Annotated in this window: 16 protein-coding genes and 1 rRNA gene; 7 read left to right on the forward strand and 10 right to left on the reverse strand. The window is 65.5% G+C overall.

The window, feature by feature from the left end:
- Nucleotides 1-66 precede the first annotated feature (66 nt).
- From rrf to CLI93_RS11450, 3 genes are all read left to right on the forward strand, one after another.
- A 5S ribosomal RNA gene (gene rrf / locus CLI93_RS11440) occupies nucleotides 67-179 on the forward strand.
- 133 nt (nucleotides 180-312) lie between these two features.
- On the forward strand, nucleotides 313-1,701 hold the full coding sequence (gene rimO, locus CLI93_RS11445; protein WP_095543208.1) for a 30S ribosomal protein S12 methylthiotransferase RimO: 1,389 nt from the start codon (nucleotides 313-315) through the stop codon (nucleotides 1,699-1,701).
- Between the two features lie 44 nt (nucleotides 1,702-1,745).
- A complete protein-coding gene (locus CLI93_RS11450; protein WP_238945897.1) occupies nucleotides 1,746-3,590 on the forward strand; it encodes an ABC transporter ATP-binding protein in 1,845 nt (614 codons plus the stop codon).
- A 63-nt stretch (nucleotides 3,591-3,653) separates the two neighbouring features.
- Here CLI93_RS11450 and lpxK read toward each other — a convergent pair whose 3' ends face one another.
- The 9 genes from lpxK to CLI93_RS11490 all read right to left on the reverse strand — a co-directional run bounded on the left by lpxK (nucleotide 3,654) and on the right by CLI93_RS11490 (nucleotide 10,944).
- On the reverse strand, nucleotides 3,654-4,745 hold the full coding sequence (lpxK, locus tag CLI93_RS11455; protein ID WP_095995911.1) for a tetraacyldisaccharide 4'-kinase: 1,092 nt from the start codon (nucleotides 4,743-4,745) through the stop codon (nucleotides 3,654-3,656).
- A gap of 108 nt (nucleotides 4,746-4,853) precedes the next feature.
- Nucleotides 4,854-5,294, reverse strand: coding sequence for an ExbD/TolR family protein (locus CLI93_RS11460; protein ID WP_095543210.1), 441 nt, complete (start codon nucleotides 5,292-5,294; stop codon nucleotides 4,854-4,856).
- Complete coding sequence (locus CLI93_RS11465; protein WP_095543211.1) at nucleotides 5,291-5,923, reverse strand: MotA/TolQ/ExbB proton channel family protein; 633 nt, start codon at nucleotides 5,921-5,923, stop codon at nucleotides 5,291-5,293. The genes CLI93_RS11460 and CLI93_RS11465 overlap by 4 nt, the downstream gene beginning before the upstream one ends.
- A 3-nt stretch (nucleotides 5,924-5,926) precedes the next feature.
- Nucleotides 5,927-6,097, reverse strand: coding sequence for a hypothetical protein (locus tag CLI93_RS15450; RefSeq protein ID WP_172424336.1), 171 nt, complete (start codon nucleotides 6,095-6,097; stop codon nucleotides 5,927-5,929).
- 6 nt (nucleotides 6,098-6,103) lie between these two features.
- Nucleotides 6,104-7,630: a D-alanyl-D-alanine carboxypeptidase/D-alanyl-D-alanine endopeptidase gene (gene dacB, locus CLI93_RS11470; RefSeq protein WP_095995912.1), complete on the reverse strand. Its 1,527-nt coding sequence runs from the start codon at nucleotides 7,628-7,630 to the stop codon at nucleotides 6,104-6,106.
- A gap of 15 nt (nucleotides 7,631-7,645) precedes the next feature.
- Nucleotides 7,646-8,200 carry a DUF3299 domain-containing protein gene (locus tag CLI93_RS11475; protein WP_095540172.1) on the reverse strand — a complete coding sequence of 185 codons (555 nt, stop codon included), beginning with the start codon at nucleotides 8,198-8,200 and terminating at the stop codon, nucleotides 7,646-7,648.
- Between the two features lie 93 nt (nucleotides 8,201-8,293).
- Nucleotides 8,294-9,559: an ABC transporter permease gene (locus CLI93_RS11480; protein WP_095543214.1), complete on the reverse strand. Its 1,266-nt coding sequence runs from the start codon at nucleotides 9,557-9,559 to the stop codon at nucleotides 8,294-8,296.
- Between the two features lie 18 nt (nucleotides 9,560-9,577).
- Nucleotides 9,578-10,330 (reverse strand): ABC transporter ATP-binding protein, encoded by a 753-nt coding sequence (locus tag CLI93_RS11485; RefSeq protein ID WP_420823122.1) that lies wholly within the window; start codon nucleotides 10,328-10,330, stop codon nucleotides 9,578-9,580.
- Nucleotides 10,327-10,944 carry a DUF2796 domain-containing protein gene (locus tag CLI93_RS11490; protein WP_172424337.1) on the reverse strand — a complete coding sequence of 206 codons (618 nt, stop codon included), beginning with the start codon at nucleotides 10,942-10,944 and terminating at the stop codon, nucleotides 10,327-10,329. Before CLI93_RS11490 ends, CLI93_RS11485 begins: the two co-directional genes overlap by 4 nt.
- A gap of 278 nt (nucleotides 10,945-11,222) precedes the next feature.
- On the opposite strand from CLI93_RS11490, the gene CLI93_RS11495 reads away from it, so the two are divergent.
- The 4 genes from CLI93_RS11495 (at nucleotide 11,223) to CLI93_RS11510 (ending at nucleotide 15,858) form a co-directional block, all read left to right on the forward strand.
- Nucleotides 11,223-11,828, forward strand: coding sequence for a biliverdin-producing heme oxygenase (locus tag CLI93_RS11495; protein ID WP_095543216.1), 606 nt, complete (start codon nucleotides 11,223-11,225; stop codon nucleotides 11,826-11,828).
- A 93-nt stretch (nucleotides 11,829-11,921) separates the two neighbouring features.
- Nucleotides 11,922-12,359, forward strand: coding sequence for an Hsp20/alpha crystallin family protein (locus CLI93_RS11500; protein ID WP_095543247.1), 438 nt, complete (start codon nucleotides 11,922-11,924; stop codon nucleotides 12,357-12,359).
- Nucleotides 12,360-12,569: 210 nt separating this feature from the next.
- Nucleotides 12,570-14,669: a 3-hydroxyacyl-CoA dehydrogenase NAD-binding domain-containing protein gene (locus tag CLI93_RS11505; RefSeq protein ID WP_095543217.1), complete on the forward strand. Its 2,100-nt coding sequence runs from the start codon at nucleotides 12,570-12,572 to the stop codon at nucleotides 14,667-14,669.
- 13 nt (nucleotides 14,670-14,682) lie between these two features.
- On the forward strand, nucleotides 14,683-15,858 hold the full coding sequence (locus tag CLI93_RS11510) for an acetyl-CoA C-acyltransferase (protein ID WP_095543218.1): 1,176 nt from the start codon (nucleotides 14,683-14,685) through the stop codon (nucleotides 15,856-15,858).
- A gap of 138 nt (nucleotides 15,859-15,996) precedes the next feature.
- Here the strand turns inward: CLI93_RS11510 and CLI93_RS11515 are convergent, their stop codons facing one another.
- Complete coding sequence (locus tag CLI93_RS11515; RefSeq protein ID WP_095543219.1) at nucleotides 15,997-16,746, reverse strand: RluA family pseudouridine synthase; 750 nt, start codon at nucleotides 16,744-16,746, stop codon at nucleotides 15,997-15,999.
- Nucleotides 16,747-16,787: the final 41 nt, after the last annotated feature.

Here is a 16,787-nt window from a genome sequence, read left to right on the forward strand (position 1 = left end):
CAAAATCACTCGATTCGACTCTATGCTTTTTGTTGCTGTAAAAAATCAGCAACAACACCAGTTATGCCTGATGACAATAGCAGTCTGGAACCACTCCTTCCCATCCCGAACAGGACAGTGAAACGGATTAGCGCCAATGATAGTGCGGATTCCCGTGTGAAAGTAGGTCATCGTCAGGCTTCTATGCCCAAAACCCCCCTCTTCCTACAACGGAATTGGGGGGTTTGTTTTATGCGTTCGTTTCATTGTGCAGAATGCCGACCGTTTCGAAAGTGCATACGTCACAATGCATGCCTATTGAGAATTTCCACCATGCCCAATACTTCTGCTTCTCCAGCCCCCAAGATTGGTTTTGTCAGCTTGGGTTGTCCGAAGGCATTAACCGATTCCGAGCTGATACTTACCCAACTCAGTGCCGAGGGCTACCGCACAGCCAAAACATTCGAAGGGGCGGATTTGGTCATCGTCAATACATGCGGTTTTATCGACGATGCAGTAAAAGAAAGTCTGGATACGATTGGTGAGGCATTGGCAGCCAATGGCAAAGTCATTGTCACGGGCTGTCTGGGCGCTCGCCAGGCCGATGATGGTGAAAACCTGGTGCAGCAAATGCATCCTAGCGTGTTGGCCGTCACAGGGCCGCATGCTACGCAGGAGGTCATGGATGCGGTACATGCACACTTGCCAAAGCCGCACGATCCTTTTCTGGATCTTGTTCCGGGAGGATTTGGCGAGGCTGGTCTCAAGCTGACCCCCAAGCATTACGCGTATCTGAAGATCAGCGAAGGCTGCAATCACCGCTGCACCTTTTGCATCATTCCGTCGATGCGTGGCGATCTGGTATCTCGTCCGGTAGGTGATGTGCTCCGGGAAGCGCAAGCCTTGTTTGAGGGCGGGGTCAGGGAGTTGCTGATCATCAGTCAGGACACTTCGGCTTATGGGGTGGATTTGAAATACCGCACAGGCTTCTGGGATGGCAAGCCTGTCAAGACGCGCTTGCTGGAGCTGGTTCAGGCCCTGGGTGATTTGGCCGCGCAGTACAAGGCTTGGGTGCGACTGCACTATGTGTATCCGTATCCCAGCGTAGATGCCGTGGTCGAGTTGATGGCCGAGGGCAAGGTCTTGCCCTATCTGGATGTGCCCTTTCAGCACAGCCACCCGGATGTGCTCAAGCGAATGAAGCGCCCGGCCGACGGCGAAAAGAATCTGGAGCGCATCCAGCGCTGGCGCGAACTTTGCCCCGAGCTGGTGCTGCGCAGCACCTTCATTGCCGGCTTCCCGGGTGAGACGGAGGAGGAGTTCCAGCATTTGCTGGACTTCATGGAGCAGGCGCAAATTGATCGCGCCGGTTGCTTTGCCTACAGCGACGTGCAGGGCGCAGCGGCCAATGCCTTGCCCGGGATGCTGCCGCAGGAGTTGCGTGAGGAGCGCCGGGCGCGCTTCATGGCCGTGGCCGAGCGCATTTCCAGCCAGCGGCTGCAGCGCCGTGTCGGGCATGTGATGCAGGTGCTGGTTGATCACGCACCTGCCTTGGGGCGTAAGGGCGGGCGTGGGCGCAGCTATGCCGATGCGCCGGAAATCGATGGCATCGTGCATCTGCTGCCGCCGCAGAAGGTGAGCAAAACCTTGAAGGTGGGCGAATTCACCAAGGCAAAAATCGTGCAGGCCCAAGGGCATGACTTGATTGCCCAGCCGATTTGAGGCCGGGCGCACGGCAAGAGCGGCAAGCGAAGAGAGGATTGACGATGTGCAAGGCTTTGTTGGGCTGGTTCGAGCGCCTGCTGGAGCCCTTTCCCGAACCGGTGCCCCAGCCGCTGCCCAGCGGCGGTGTGGCGCGGTTCATCTGGGCCTGCACCCAGGGCATGCGCAAGTACATCGTTCTGCTGATTGTCTTGCGTGCGGCCGTGTCCATTTACGAGGCCTGGCTGTTTGCCTTTCTGGGCCAGGTGGTGGATTTGCTCGCGGCTTGGCAGTCGAACGCCGTGGGCGAGGCCCAGCAGCAGCGGGTGCTGCTGGGCATTGCCCTGGTGATGCTGGGCAGCATTGCGCTGGTGGGCTGGCGCAGCCTGGTGCAAAACCAGACGCTGGCCATCAACTTGCCGCTGCGTTTGCGCTGGCATTTCCATCGGCTGATGTTGCAGCAAAGCCTGGGCTTTTTCGCCGATGAGTTTGCCGGTCGGGTGACGACCAAGGTCATGCAGACGGCGCTGGCCGTGCGCGAGGTGCTGATGGTCGTGGCCGAGATCGTGCTGGGCATCGGCGTGTATTTCTTCTCCATCATTGTGCTGGCCGGCAGTTTCGATGCGCGCCTGATGTTGCCTTTCGTGGTCTGGGTGCTGCTGTTTGGCGCAGCCATGGGATTTTTCGTGCCTCGGCTGGGCAAGGTCGGTCAGGAGCAGGCCGATGCCCGCTCGCTGATGACCGGGCGTGTGACGGATGCCTACACCAACATCACGACTGTCAAGCTGTTCTCCCACACGCGGCGCGAAGCCCACTTCGCCCGTGCAGCGATGGAGGAGTTCATGGATACGGGCTACCGCCAGATGCGCCTGGTCAGTGGCTTTGAGTTCACCAACCAGGCGCTGAGCGTGGGCCTGATGCTCTCGACCGGCGCATTGGCGCTGTGGCTGTGGCAGGCTGGTGAAGTCGGCCTGGGCGCCGTGGCCGCCGTGATGGCCATGGCCTTGCGCGTCAACAGCCTGTCGTACTGGATCATGTGGGAGCTGACCTCGCTGTTCGAGAGCATTGGCACGGTGCAGGACGGCATGGCCACACTGACCAAGCGGGCCCAGGTGCAGGATGCGCCGCAGGCCTCTGCGCTGCATGTCTCGCGCGGCTTGGTGGAGTTCGACGCCATCCGTTTTCGCTACGGGCCGCAGCGCCAAGTGTTCGACGGCCTGAGCCTGACGGTGCAGCCGGGCGAGAAGATCGGCCTGGTGGGGCGCTCGGGCGCGGGCAAGTCCAGCCTGCTCAATGTGCTGCTGCGCTTTTACGATCTGGAAGGCGGGCAGATCCGCATCGACGGGCAAGACATCAGCCAAGTGACGCAGGACAGCCTGCGTGCAGCCATCGGCATGGTCACGCAGGATACCTCCTTGCTGCACCGCTCGGTGCGCGACAACATTGCCTACGGCCTGCCCGATGCCACCGAGGCGCAAATCCTGTCTGCGGTGCGGCGTGCCCAGGCCGACTTCATTGAGCAACTCAGCGACCCGCAAGGGCGCCGTGGCTTGGACACCATGGTCGGCGAGCGTGGCGTGAAGCTCTCGGGCGGGCAGCGCCAGCGTATCGCCATTGCGCGCGTCATGCTCAAGAACGCGCCGATTCTGTTGCTCGACGAAGCCACCAGCGCGCTCGATTCGGAAGTGGAAGCGGCCATCCAGCACAGCCTGGACGCCATGATGCAGGGCAAGACCGTGATCGCCATTGCGCATCGGCTGTCCACCATCGCTGCGATGGATCGCCTGATCGTCATCGACGAAGGCCGTATCGTCGAACAAGGCAGCCATGCCCAGCTGCTGGCTCAAGACGGCATTTATGCGCGGCTGTGGCGGCACCAAAGCGGCGGCTTTCTCGGGCAGGAGGGGTGAAGAAACCCGTGCCGGGGCCTTGCACAGGCTCCGGAACCAGCGCAATGCGCTTGGGCGGCGGCGTTATTGCAGAGGTGCCTGCTGCTGGCGGGCGGCAAAGCGTTGGCGGGCCAGCTTAAGCACGGCGGCGGGCAAAGCCTCGGGCAATTGCAACTGCAAGGGCACGGCCCAGGCCTCGGGCCAGTGAGGCCAGAGTTTGACGGCATCTTTTTCCGTGCACAGCAAAGGCGCATGGCGGGGCCAATGCGCCAGCGCGGTGGGCAGGGGGGCGAAGTGTGCGTGGTCCGGCAGGGCAATGCAGTGGCTGGGTTTTAGACCATGGGCGCGCAGCATGGCGAAAAAGGCTTCTGGCTGAGCAATGCCGGCGACGGCCGCCAGCGGTGGCGGGTCAGCATCTTGCGCAGGGGGTGTTTGCCAGTGATGCAGTGGCAGGCGTTGGCCATGGCCATTGATGGCGTGGCCGGCCAGCTGGCGCACGATGGGCCAGACAGTGTGTGGTGAATGCCGATTGCCCGCAACGGGCTGCGCTGTTGGGGTGGTTTGCAGCACGAAATCCGCTGGCCTGGGCCAGGGCTCGCGCAGCGGGCCAGCAGGCAGCAGCCGACCATTGCCTGCGCCCCAGTCGGGGAACACGCACAACTCGACATCGCGCTGCAAGGCCAGGTGCTGCAGGCCATCGTCGCACAGCAGCAGTTCGGTGTCCGGATAGGCCGCCAGCAGGGCCTGACCGGCCGCATGGCGTTGGCTGGCAACGAAGACTGGCGCCTGTGTACGTTGCTGGATCAGCAGGGGCTCATCACCCACGGTCTGGGCGCTGCTGCCGGGCAAGACTTGCAGGCAGTCCGGGCCCTGGGGCGGGCGTTGCCGGCCGTGGCCGCGCGAGATCACGCCAACGCGCACGCCCTGGGCCTGTAGGGCCTGCACCAGGGCGATGGTCAAAGGGGTTTTGCCCGCGCCACCGGCGATGACGTTGCCGATGACGACCGTAGGCACGGGCAAGGCATGGGTGGCCAGCAGGCCCTGTGCATACAGCCAGCGCCGGGTGCGCAGGGCGCTGCCATACAGCCAGGACAGCGGGTGCAGCAGCACATCGGCTGGGTGGCAGCGCGGCGCTGCCTGCCGCCAGCGGTGTTCGATCCAGGGCTGCAGCGGCATGAGGGCGCGTGGCGTGGGGGAGGTCAGGCGAAGCTCAGCAGAGGGAGGTGGCCTGCGCTTGGGCGCGCTGTGCGCCGCCGCGTACCATCCGTGCTGGGGCCAGCGCCATCACTGCCCGCCTGAGGCCTGGGTGGCGAAGGTCACGCGGGCCAGGCCGACGTTGCGCGCGGCTTCCATGACGGTGATGACCGATTGGTGCGAGGCCAGGCCATCGGCACTGATGATGAGCATGGCCTCGGGCTTGGCTGCGGCGGCTTGGCGCAGTGCCTGGGTCAATTGCGCAGGGGTGGCCTGGCCCAGCACCTGCCCGTCCACGGCCACGTTGCCGCCGGAGTCCAGCGACACGCTCACTTCGTGCGGGCGCTGCTGCAACTGCTCGGCATTGGCCAGTGGCAGGTTCAGCCGCAGCTCGTTGAAGCGGCTGTAGGTCGTGGTCAGCATCAGAAAGATCAGGATGACCAGCAGCACGTCAATGAAGGGGATGAGGTTGATCTCCGGCTCGCTGCTGGCATGGCCAAAGCCGCTGGAGTGGGGCGCTTGGAAGTTCATTGCTGCAGGGATTTGAGGTGCTTGAGGAAGGCCTCCGCAGCCACTTCCATCTCCAGCACATAGGCATCGACGCGGCTGCGGAAATAACGCCAGAAGATCAGCGCAGGGATGGCCACGATCAGGCCAAAAGCGGTGTTGTACAGCGCCACGGAAATGCCGTGCGCCAGGCGTCCGGGGTCACCCTGGATCACGCCCGAGTCGATCGAGCCTTGCGAGGCAAAAATCTCGATCATGCCGATGACCGTGCCCAGCAGACCCAGCAGTGGCGCGGCCGAGGCAATGGTGGCCAGGGCCTGCAGGAATTTGCTGATGCGCCCCACCACCACGCGCCCGCGGCTTTGCATGGCCTGGCGCAGCTCATCTTCGCTGGCGCGCGGGTTGGCCTTGAGTGCGCGCAGGCCTGCCGCAAGGATTTCGCCCAGCGCGCTGCTGTTTTCCAGCTTGTCGATCACGTCGCCCGGCGGGATGTACTTTGCCGATGCGGTCTTCGCCTCATTGACCAGGCCCAAAGGGGCGATGCCTGGCCGCCGCAAGCTGTAGAAGCGCTCGGCAATGATGGCCAGGGCGATGATGGAGCAAAAGATCAGGGGCCAGATGGGCCAGCCAGCGGCTTGGATGATGGAAAACAAGGGTCACTCTCCCGAATCGATGAAAAAGGCCGGGCTTGGGGCGCAGCCCCGGTCAGCCAGCCACTGCGTGTCTGCATCGTCGGCCTGCAGCGCGCGATGACCGGGCGCGATTATCGCCGAGGCGTTCGGCCAGAAAATCCAGTGCGGTTGTGTTTTGGCAACCATCGCCACCATACCCGTTCAGTCATTGGCCACCCAGTCGATCAGCGCATCGAAGACTGGGCCGCGAGCGGCTGCGGCGTTGGCGTGGTTGATCATGACCACCAGTGCGTAGCGCTTGCCGCTGTGGCCGTGTACGTAGCCGGCCAGCGCATTGACGTCGCGCAGCGAGCCCGTCTTCAGGTGTGCGGCTGCGGCGCGGCTGCGGCGCATGGTGCCATCCACGCCGGTGGCCGGCAGCGAGGCCACCAGCTCCGGCATCACCGGCGAATGCCAGGCATGGCGCAGCATCTGGCCCATGGCCTGGGCGGTGATGCGCGCATCGCGGCTCAGGCCCGAGCCGTTGTCGATGTGCAGAGTCCCTGGCGGGTTGCCGATGCGGCTGTGCCACCACTGGCCTATGGCGCGCTGCGCGCTGGCAAAGTCCATGGCCTGGCCGGCCGGCGCGCCCGCGTGGCCCAGCGCCAGGAAGACGTGGTCGGCCATGACGTTGTTGCTGTACTTGTTGACGTCGCGCACGATCTCGGCCAGCGACAGCGAGGGCTCGGTGATCCTGGGCTGCAGGCCGCCCGGGGTGCGGCCGCTGCGCACCTGGCCGGTGATGCTGCCGCCAAGCTCGCGCCACATGCCTTCGATGGCCTTGTTGGCAAAGCCCTCAGGGTCCGGGTAGGCCACGGCCCAGTTCAGTGCGCCGCAGGCCGAGGGATAGCTGCCGGCCATGCGCCAGCGCCTGGGCTGGCTGACGTCCAGCTGCAGCTGCGCGCGCCAGTTGCTGGGGCAATGGCGCGCCGAGGGGTTCAGCGGCACGCTGGCGGGCAGCTCCAGCTGGGCCATGGGCGGCGAGAGTTGCACTTGCGCGCGGCCACTGGCCGGGTCGGGCACGAAGCGCAGGATGACGGATTTGAAGTTCAGCAGCAGCGCATCGGGCGCGGCGTTGTAGGGGCGCAGCGGCTCGTCGTCGAAGGCCGCGGCATTGTGCGGCGGCAGCGCGAAGGCGCTGCGGTCGAGCACGATGTCGCCCAGCACGACGCGCACGCCGTGCTGCTGCAGCTGGCGCAGCAGCAGCCACAGGCGCTCCATGACGAGCTTTGGGTCGCCGCCGCCCTGGATGTAGACGTTGCCGCGCAGGCTGCCGTTGTCGAGCTGGCCATCGGTGTAGATGCGGGTCTTCCAGGTGTAGGCCGGGCCCAGCCGATCCAAGGCGGCATAGGTGGTGACCAGCTTCATGGTCGAGGCCGGGCTCATGGGCTGGGCGGCGCGGTGCGCCGCGCGCGGCGTGGCCTGGCCGTCCACGGCCTGCACCCACAGGGCCACGGCCTCGGGCGGGATCTGGGCTTTGCGCAGCGCTGCGGCAAAAGGGGCGGGTAGGCTGGTCGTCGGCGCTGCGGCGTTGTTCTGGCGCTGCTCCTGACGGCTGGCCTGCGCCTGTGCTGGTAGCGTGGCGAGCAAGGCCAGGCCTAGGGCCAGTGCGGCGGCGCTGCACAAGCGGGCTGGGCCGTGGCGCAGCGTCTGGAGCGAGAGGCTGGGCGATGAAGGGTGTTGCGGCATGGCGCGTGCAGAGGGTCAGTCTTTGTACGGGGCCAGCTTGGCCGCCTGCAGGCTGTAGCCGCTGACGCCCATGTCCGATTGGTTGCGCGTGACCTTCAGCGTGCCGGTGGCCCAGACGGCGTCGAGCGAGCTAAAGCCCTTGACGGGCTGGGCCAGCTTGATGTGGATGATCTGGTTGGCCGGCGGCGGCGGCGTGTGGATGCAAGCGCCGAAGTTGGGCACCAGCAGCAGCTCGCTCAGGCCGTCCTTGCCTTCTTCCAGGGCGACGACGTAGCCCGGCAGGCGCACGGTCTTGCCGTTGAAGCGATCGACGGTGGGGGCCGCATCCCAGACCTTGCGCATGCGCTCGTAGAGCTTTTGCGCGCGCGGGTCGCTGTCCTCCCAGGTGTCGGCGCCCTGTTCGAACAGGTCGGTGAACTCGGCGCTGGGGTCCCAGTCCTTGGGCACCAGCTCGTCCCAGCTCAGGGCAATGGGCTTGTCGCCCTTGGCCAGCAGTGGGGCTGCGGGCAGCGCGCAGGCGGCCAGGCCGGCAGCGGCAAAACGAAGGCAGGTGCGGCGAAGCATAGTCATGGCAGCAGCAAAAAGAGGTGAATGCAATGAGGCGGCATTTGCCGCCATCGGCTCGTGGATCGGTGCTTTGAACAGAGGTTCTTACACGGGCGCTTACACCGGCGGGGCCAGGCCATCGACCAGCGACAGCCGGTAGGCCCGCCAGCCGGGGATCAGGCTGGCGGCAAAGCCCGTACACAGCAGGCCCAGCAGTATCCACCATTGCAGCGGCGTGACTTGCCACCAGTGGATGTGCAGGCCGAATTGGTTCAGCAACCAGGGGGCGGCCGCGGCGGCGCTCAGGCCCAGGGCCAAGATGCCCAGCAATACGCCCAGGCCGGTGGCCAGCGCCCCTTCGAGCGCTAGTAGCCAGATGATGTGCGCCGGCCGTGCGCCCACGGCGCGCAGCACGGCCAGCTCTCGGCGGCGCTCGTTCAGGCCGGCCAGCACCACCGCCACCATGCCCAGCAGGCTGACGAAGGCCACCAGGGCCGACATCAGCAGCAAGGCGCGCTCGCCGGTGCCGATCACGCCCCAGAGCTCGTCCATGGCCACGCCTGGAAGCACCGCCATCAGCGGCTCGCCGCGGTATTGGTTGATCTGGCGCTGCAGCGAAAAGACCTGCGCGCGCGATTGCAGGCCGATCAGCACGGCCGTGACGTTGCGCGGGCTCAAGTCCATGTCGCGCACGGCCTGGGCGCTGACGCTTCTGCCGGGCAGGCGCACGCCATTGCTCCAGTCCACGTGCAGGGCCTGCATGGCCTGCAGGCTAATGTGCACAGTGCGATCCACCGGCGTGCCCGTGGGGGCCAGGATGCCGCTGACGACGAAGGGTTTGTCGTCGTGCTCGACGGTGTTGATTGGGCCGCCAGCGCCGTGGGTGAGGGTGATCTTGTCGCCCAGCCGGTAGCCCAGCTGCCGCGCTACGTCGGCGCCCAGCACGGCGTCGAACAAGTCCTCGAACGGCTTGCCGCTGCGCAGCTGCAGCGACTGCTTCTGGCCGTAGCGGAAATGCGTGAAGTAATCGGCGCTGGTGCCCAGCACCGGGTAGCCGCGGTGCGAGTCACCCAGTGACAGCGGGATCACCCAACGCACGCCGCGCATGCGTTCGATGTCCTGCACGCTTTGCCAGCGGATGTTGTTGGTAGCCGCGCCGATGCGGAACACCGAATACAGCAACAGCTGCACCGAGCCGGTGCGGGCGCCGACGATCAAGTCCGTGCCCGAGACGGCCGAGCCAAAGCCCTCGCGCACGTCGCTGCGGATGCGCTCCACGCCCAGCAGCATGAAGGTCGAGAGGGCGATGGAAAACATCGTCAGCGCCAGCGTGAAGCGGCGGTTCCAGGCGCTTTGCCAGGCCAGGCGAAACAAGGCGTGCATGGGCAGAACGGGGGGCGCTCAAGCAGCGGCGGCTGCGCGGTTGATGGACTCCAGCGCCACCTGGCGCATGAAGCGCGTGGCCAGGCGCTGGTCGTGGCTGACAAAGATCACGCTGCTGCCGGCCTGGGCGCAGGCGGCCAGCAGCAGGTTCATGAAGGCATCGCGGCGGTCTTCGTCGAGCGCCGAGGTCGGCTCATCGGCAATCACCAGCGGCGGCATGCCCATCAGGGCGCGGGCGGCGGCCACGCGCTGCTGCTGGCCGACCGACAGCGAGCGCGCCGGGCTGTGCCACAGGCTGGCGGGCAGGTCCATGGCCTGCAGCCAATGGCGGGCGCCAGCTTCCAGGCTGCCGTGCTGGCGCTGCGCGGTCTGTGCGCGCTCGGGCGCAAAGCGGCAAGGCAGCAGCACGTTGTCCTGCACGCTCAGGTAGGGCAACAGGTTGAACTGCTGGAAGATGTAGCCCAGCTGCCGGGCGCGCCAGGCATCGCGCTGTGAGCGCCCCAGGCTGGCCCAGTCGCGCCCGCCCAGCAATACCTGACCCTGCTGCGGCAGAAAGACCCCGGCCAGCAGCGACAGCAGCGTGCTCTTGCCGCTGCCGCTGGGGCCGTGCAGGAACACCGTCTCGCCGTGGCGGACGCTGAACTCCTCGATCTCCAGGCAAGGCCGCGGCTGCCCTGGCCATTGGTGGCGCAGCTGCCGCACCTGCACCATGGCCGGCGTGGCGGCTGTTGCTGCTGCGGGCTGCGGCGCTGCTGCGGCCAGCGGGATCATTTCCAGCTCAGGCGCGTTTGCCCGTTCTTGAGCGTGCGCTGGAACTGGCCCTGGGGCATGGCCAGTTGCACCTCAATGGTGTGCAGGCTGGTGAAGGTCTTGGCCAGCTGCACTTCGATGGCCTCAAGCGCCTCGGGGCGGGCGCAGTCGAAGCGGTAGCTGACCTCGACGTCGGCATGCTCGTGCTTGTCGTCGTGGTCATGGTCGTGATCGCGCTTCTTGCCGTGCGGGTGATCGTCGTGATCGTGGTCGTGCTCCAGGCCGTCGATGTCCACCTTTTTCAGCTCACAAGCGGCGGCGGCCGAGGGGCTGAACAGGCTGGCGGCCTGTTTCAGCTGCTGGCGGGCCTTGCGCAGCGCCTCCTTGTCCTGCTTGGAGCGCGCCTCATGCTCGAAGCCGGTGATGTCGGCCTGCGGCGAGGTCAGCTCCAGCAGCAGCTGCTTGCCATCGAGCGCCACATCCAGATGCGCCACGCCATGCACGTGCGGGCGCTGCTTGTGGTCGTCGTCATGGTCGTGGTCATCGTGCTTGCCGTGCGCCTGGGCGGCGCCCAGCAGGCAGCTGCTGAGCACCAGAGCGGCGCACATGGAGCGGTTGGGGGTGAAGCGTTGCATGGCAAATGGCCTTTCAATCTCAAGATAGGGAAACACAGGCGCAAGCGCGCTGGCGTGCAGCGACGCAGCCATGGCTGCGGCCGCGATGGCGACGATCATAAGTGGTAACGCGAAATCAATAGCTGCCGCTGGCACTTTTCCTAACTGGGGTGAAGGGCTGTTGCTGCATGTGCCCTGGGCTGCATCAGGCCTGGGCAGCGGCTTTGCGCAGGGCTTTGCCGCCATGCCTGCACTTACAATCGCCGGCGATTTGCAATCACCCACCGGAGATCCAGCCCATGAGCGAACCCTCATCCTCTGCCAGCACGCGCAGCCAGCGCCTCAAGGCTGCCACTCATGATGTGCACGACACGCTGGACAAAAGCATCATGGCGGCCGATATCTTTGCCAATCGCGAGCAGTTCGGTCGCTTTTTGCGTGTGCAATACCGCTTCCACCGCGACATCGAGGCCTTGTATGCCCAGCCGGCCGTAGCGGCATTGGTGCCCGATTTGGCGCAGCGCTGCCGCCTACCAGAGATCGCCGCCGATCTGCAGGATCTGCAGCAGCCGCAGCCCGCGGACGAGCCCGCCCGCCTGGGAGCTGACACGCCGCTGCCCACGGCGCTGGGCTGGCTGTACGTGGCCGAGGGCTCGAACCTGGGCGGCGTCATCCTGTTCAAGATCGCCAGCGAGAAGCTGGACCTGGGGCGGGATTTTGGCGCGCGCCACCTGGCTGCGCACCCCGATGGCGCGGCCCGGCACTGGCGCGCCTTCACTGCAGCGCTGGACGCCGCGCCGCTCTCGCCCGAGGAAGAAAGCCAGATGATGCAGGCGGCCGAGGAGGCTTTTGCCACCGTGCAGGCCTACGCCCGTGAAGAATTGGCGCCGCCCGCGCTGGCTTGAGCTTCGCCTCTTGAAAATAGTCGCTTTGCCAATAGATGGATGACAAGCCGCTGGCGCCATGCGCCAGCCCATCCACAAAGCAAGGAGGACTTCATGAGCAACCAACTCAGCCGTATGCGTGGCAGCCTGTTCGACGATTTGTTCAAGGAAATCGCGCCGGGCTTTTTCATCAAGCCGCTGCACGGTGACCCGCTGCCCAGCGCCGCGCAGATCAAGATCGACGTCAGCGAGAGCGATGGTGCCTACAAAGTGCTGGCCGAAGTGCCAGGCGTGGGCAAGGAGGACATCCATGTCTCCATCGACGGCAGCGTCGTCACGCTCAGTGCCGAGATCAAACAGCACGACAGCCAGCAGGGCGAGGGCGAGAAAGTGCTGCGCAGCGAGCGTTACTATGGCTCGGTCTCGCGCAGCTTCCAGCTGCCGCAGGATATTGACGCTGCCGCCGCCAAGGCCAAGTACGACAACGGCGTGCTGGTGCTGACCCTGCCCAAGAAGCAGGCCAGCGCTTCGCAGCGCCTGATGGTGGAGTAATCCCGCCGCAGGGGGGGAGAATCCCCCGCAGCAATCATCTCGCTGGGCCGCCTTCGGGCGGCCCTTGTCGTGTCTGGCATGTTTGCTTGGGGCGCATTCTTTGCATCCCTGTCCCCTGTGAGATTGTGGCGCGGCGCGCAACTCCCGTAGAATGCGCGGCGGAAATAGCACGACCGTTCTATTTTTATCAATCGTTTCTAAGGAGACTTCATGACGGCTGAATACAAGGTGCTCGACGGCGTGGCACTGATTACGCTGGACAACCCGCCCGTCAACGGGCTGAGCCATGCCACGCGCCAAGGCATCGTCGATGGCATGAACCAGGCCCTGGCCGATGATGGCGTGCAGGCCATCGTGATCACCGGGGCGGGCAAGGCCTTCAGCGGCGGCGCTGACATCACGGAGTTCGGCAAGGAAGCCGCCATGCGCGAGCCCAACCTGCACAGCGTGATCGGCGTGGTGGAAAACGCCAGCAAGCCGGTGGTGGCGGCCATCCACACGGTGGTCATGGGCGGCGGCCTGGAGCTGGCACTGGCCTGCCATTACCGCGTGGTGGCATCGGGCACCAAGGTGGCCCTGCCCGAGGTCAAGCTGGGCCTGTTGCCTGGCGCGGGCGGCACGCAGCGCCTGCCCCGCGCCATCGGCGTGGAGGCCGCGCTGAACATGATCGTCAGCGGCGAGAGCGTCGATGCCGATCTGCTGGCCAGCATGCCGGGGCAAAAACTGTTCGACGAAGTGGTGCAGCAGCCCGAACAGCTGCTGAAGGAGGCGCTGGCCTTTGCCAAATCCGTGGCCAAGGTCAAGGATCTGCCTAAGGTGCGCGACCTGCCGGCCAAGCACCCGCAGGGCGAGGCCTTCTTCCAGTTCGCGCGCAACACCGTGGGCGCCGTGGCCAAGAATCTGCCCGCGCCGCTCAAGTGCGTGGAGGCTGTGGAAGCGGCCACCAAGATGAAGTTCAACGACGGCCTGGCCAAGGAGCGAGAGCTGTTCATCAACCTGATGTGGACGCCCGAGTCGCGTGCGCTGCGCCACCTGTTCTTTGCCGAGCGCGCAGCCTCCAAGATCAACGACGTGCCGGCCGATACGCCCAAGCGCGACATCAAGGCGGTGGGCGTGATCGGCGCGGGCACCATGGGCGGCGGCATTGCGATGAACTTCCTCAACGCCGGCATCCCCGTCACCATCCTGGAGACCAAGCAGGAGGCGCTCGATCGCGGCCTGGCCACGATCCGAAAGAACTACGAGGCCCAGGTCAAGAAGGGCAAGCTCGCGCAAGACAAGTACGAGGCGCGCATGGCGCTGCTCAAGCCCACGCTGAGCTATGACGACCTCAAGGACGTTGACTTGGTCATCGAGGCCGTGTTCGAGGACATGGGCGTGAAGGAGCAGGTGTTCAAGAAGCTCGACGAAGTGCTCAAGCCCGGCGCCATCCTGGCTTCGAACACCTCGACGCTGGACCTGAACCAGATTGCCGCCTTCACCAAGCGCCCGCAAGACGTGGTGGGCCTGCATTTCTTCAGCCCGGCCAACGTCATGAAGCTGCTGGAAGTGGTGCGCGGCGAGAAAACCGCGCACGACGTGCTGGCCACGGTGATGGCGCTGGCCAAGAAGATCCGCAAGGTGGCGGTGGTCGCTGGCGTGACGGACGGCTTCATCGGCAACCGCATGATCGAGCAGTACGGCCGCCAGGCGGGCTTCTTGCTCGACGAGGGCGCTACGCCGCAGCAGGTGGACAAGGCCATCGAGAAATTCGGCTTTGCCATGGGGCCATTCCGCATGGGCGATCTGGCCGGCAACGACATTGGCTGGGCGATCCGCAAGCGCCGCGCCGTGGAAAAGCCGGACATGCGCTACAGCAAGACCGCCGACCTGTTGTGCGAGAAGGGCCGCTTTGGCCAGAAGACCGGCGCTGGCTGGTACGACTACGAGCCTGGCAAGCGCGCGCCCATCGTCAATCAGGAGGTGCTGGACATGATCGAGCAGCACCGCAAGGACATCGGCATCACGCCGCGCAAGATCAGCGATGAAGAAATCGTGCAGCGCCTGGTGCTGTCGCTGGTCAACGAGGGCGCGCGCATCGTCGAGGAGGGCTTCGCCCAGCGCGCCAGCGACATCGACATCGTTTACCTGTACGGCTACGGCTTCCCGTTCTGGCGCGGCGGCCCGATGAACTATGCCAACGAGCTGGGGCTGTTCAACGTCGTCGAAACCATGAAGCGCTTTGCGCAGAACCCGCACGACGATGCGCAGTTCTGGCAACCGGCCGCGCTGCTGGCGCAATTGGCCAAAGAAGGCAAGCAGTTCAAGTAAAAGGATTACCGACATGACCAATGCAGTGATTGTTTCCACCGCACGCACGCCTCTGGCCAAGAGCTTCAAGGGTTCGTTCAACCTCACGCACGGCGCCACGCTGGGCGCGCACGCCGTCAAGCACGCCGTCGAGCGCGCCGGCATCGAGGCGGCCGACATCGAGGACGTGCTCATGGGCTGCGCCACGCCCGAAGGCGCCACCGGCGCCAATATCGCGCGCCAGATCGCCCTGCTCGCCGGCCTGCCCATCAGCGTCTCGGGCCAGACCATCAACCGTTTCTGCTCCTCGGGCCTGCAAACCATTGCCACAGCCGCGCAGCGCATCATCGCTGGCGAGGGCGATGTGTTCGTCGCCGGCGGCGTGGAGAGCATCTCCTGCGTTGCGCCGGTGATGAACCAGCACATGCTGATGGACCCGGAGCTGGCCAAGCTCAAGCCGGAAATCTATTGGTCCATGCTGCAAACGGCCGAGCAGGTGGCCAAGCGCTACCACATCACGCGCGAGCAGATGGACGAATACGGCGCAGCCAGCCAGCAAAAAGCCACGGCGGCGCAGGAAGCTGGGCTGTTCAACGAGGAAATCGCCCCCATCACCGTGATCGCCGGCGTGGCCGACCCCAAGACCGGCATGCGCACCAAGCGCGTGACCGTCTCGCAGGATGAGGGCATTCGCCCCGGCACGACGGTGGACGCCATCAAGAACATCAAGCCGGCCCTGCCCGGCGGCACCATCGCCGCTGGCAATGCCAGCCAGTTCTCCGATGGCGCGGGCGCTTGCGTGTTGGTCAGCGAGGACTACGCGGGTCGCCATGGCCTTAAGCCGCTGGGGCGTTTCCTGGGCTTTGCCGTGGCCGGCTGCGAGCCCGATGAAATGGGCATCGGCCCGGTCTTTGCCGTGCCCAAGGTGCTCAAGAAGCTGGGTCTGAAGGTCGAAGACATCGACCTGTGGGAGCTCAACGAAGCTTTTGCCGTGCAGGTCATCTACTGCCGCGACAAGCTGGGCATCCCGCCCGAGAAGCTCAACGTCAACGGTGGCGCCATCGCCGTGGGTCACCCCTATGGCGTCTCCGGCCAGCGCCTGACCGGCCACGCGCTGATCGAAGGCAAGCGCCGTGGCGCCAAGAAAGTCATGGTGACCATGTGCATCGGCGGCGGCATGGGCGCTGCCGGCGTGTTCGAAGTGCTTTGAGTGATGCCATGCATGCCGCGCCAGCGGCCGGCATGCACCGCAGCAAGACCAAAGGCGCAGCCTGTCACAGGGCTGCGCCTTTTGCGTTTTGTCGTTTTGTGTTCTGCCGCTTGTGTTCTGCCGGGTGCCAGAGCCTGCTCAAAACTCGGCGGGCGATTCGAAGAACATGGGCTTGCCGCTGATGGGGTGCTCAAAGCCCAGTTCGCGCGCGTGCAGCAGCAGGCGCGGCGCGGCGCCTAGGGCTGCGCCCTGGGCGTAGAGCGGGTCGCCCAGGATGGGGTGGCCAATGCTTTGCAGGTGCACGCGCAGCTGGTGCGTGCGGCCGGTGATGGGCTCCAGATCCAGCCGGGTGTGGGCGATGGGGTAGTGCGGCGCACCGGGCGGGGCGGGCAGCACGCGCCAGCGCGTCTGGCTGGGCTTGCCCTGCACTTCATCGACGATGTGCAGCGGTCGGCGCTCCCAATCGAGGGCCAGCGGCTTGTCGATCAGGCCCCAGCCGGGCTCGGCGGCGTTGCCATCGCCGGGGTTGGACGGTGGCGCGGCCAGCTGCCCGGCCACGACGGCGGTGTAGCGCTTGTGCACCTGCCGCTGCGCAAAGGCGATGGACAGCAGGCGGTGCACCTGCGGGCTGCGCGCCATGACCAGCAGCCCGGAGGTGGACATATCCAGCCGGTGCACGATCAGCGCATTGCGCCAGTACTGCTGCGCGCGCCAGGCCAGCGAGTCGCGCTTGTGCTCGCCGCGCCCGGGCACGCTCAGCAGCTCGTGGGGTTTGAACAGCACCAGCAGGTGCTTGTCCTCGTACAGCGCGCGGGGCTTGCTCCAGGCGCTGCTGCTGGGCGGGGCATCGTCGGGGGCGAGAGGGTCGTCGAAATCTGTGGCAGGCATGGGTAGGCAAGGAATCAGCTGGCGCACAGCAGCCGTGCGCG

It is taken from the genome of Vandammella animalimorsus, assembly GCF_002288875.1.
Classification (GTDB): domain Bacteria; phylum Pseudomonadota; class Gammaproteobacteria; order Burkholderiales; family Burkholderiaceae_C; genus Lampropedia; species Lampropedia animalimorsus.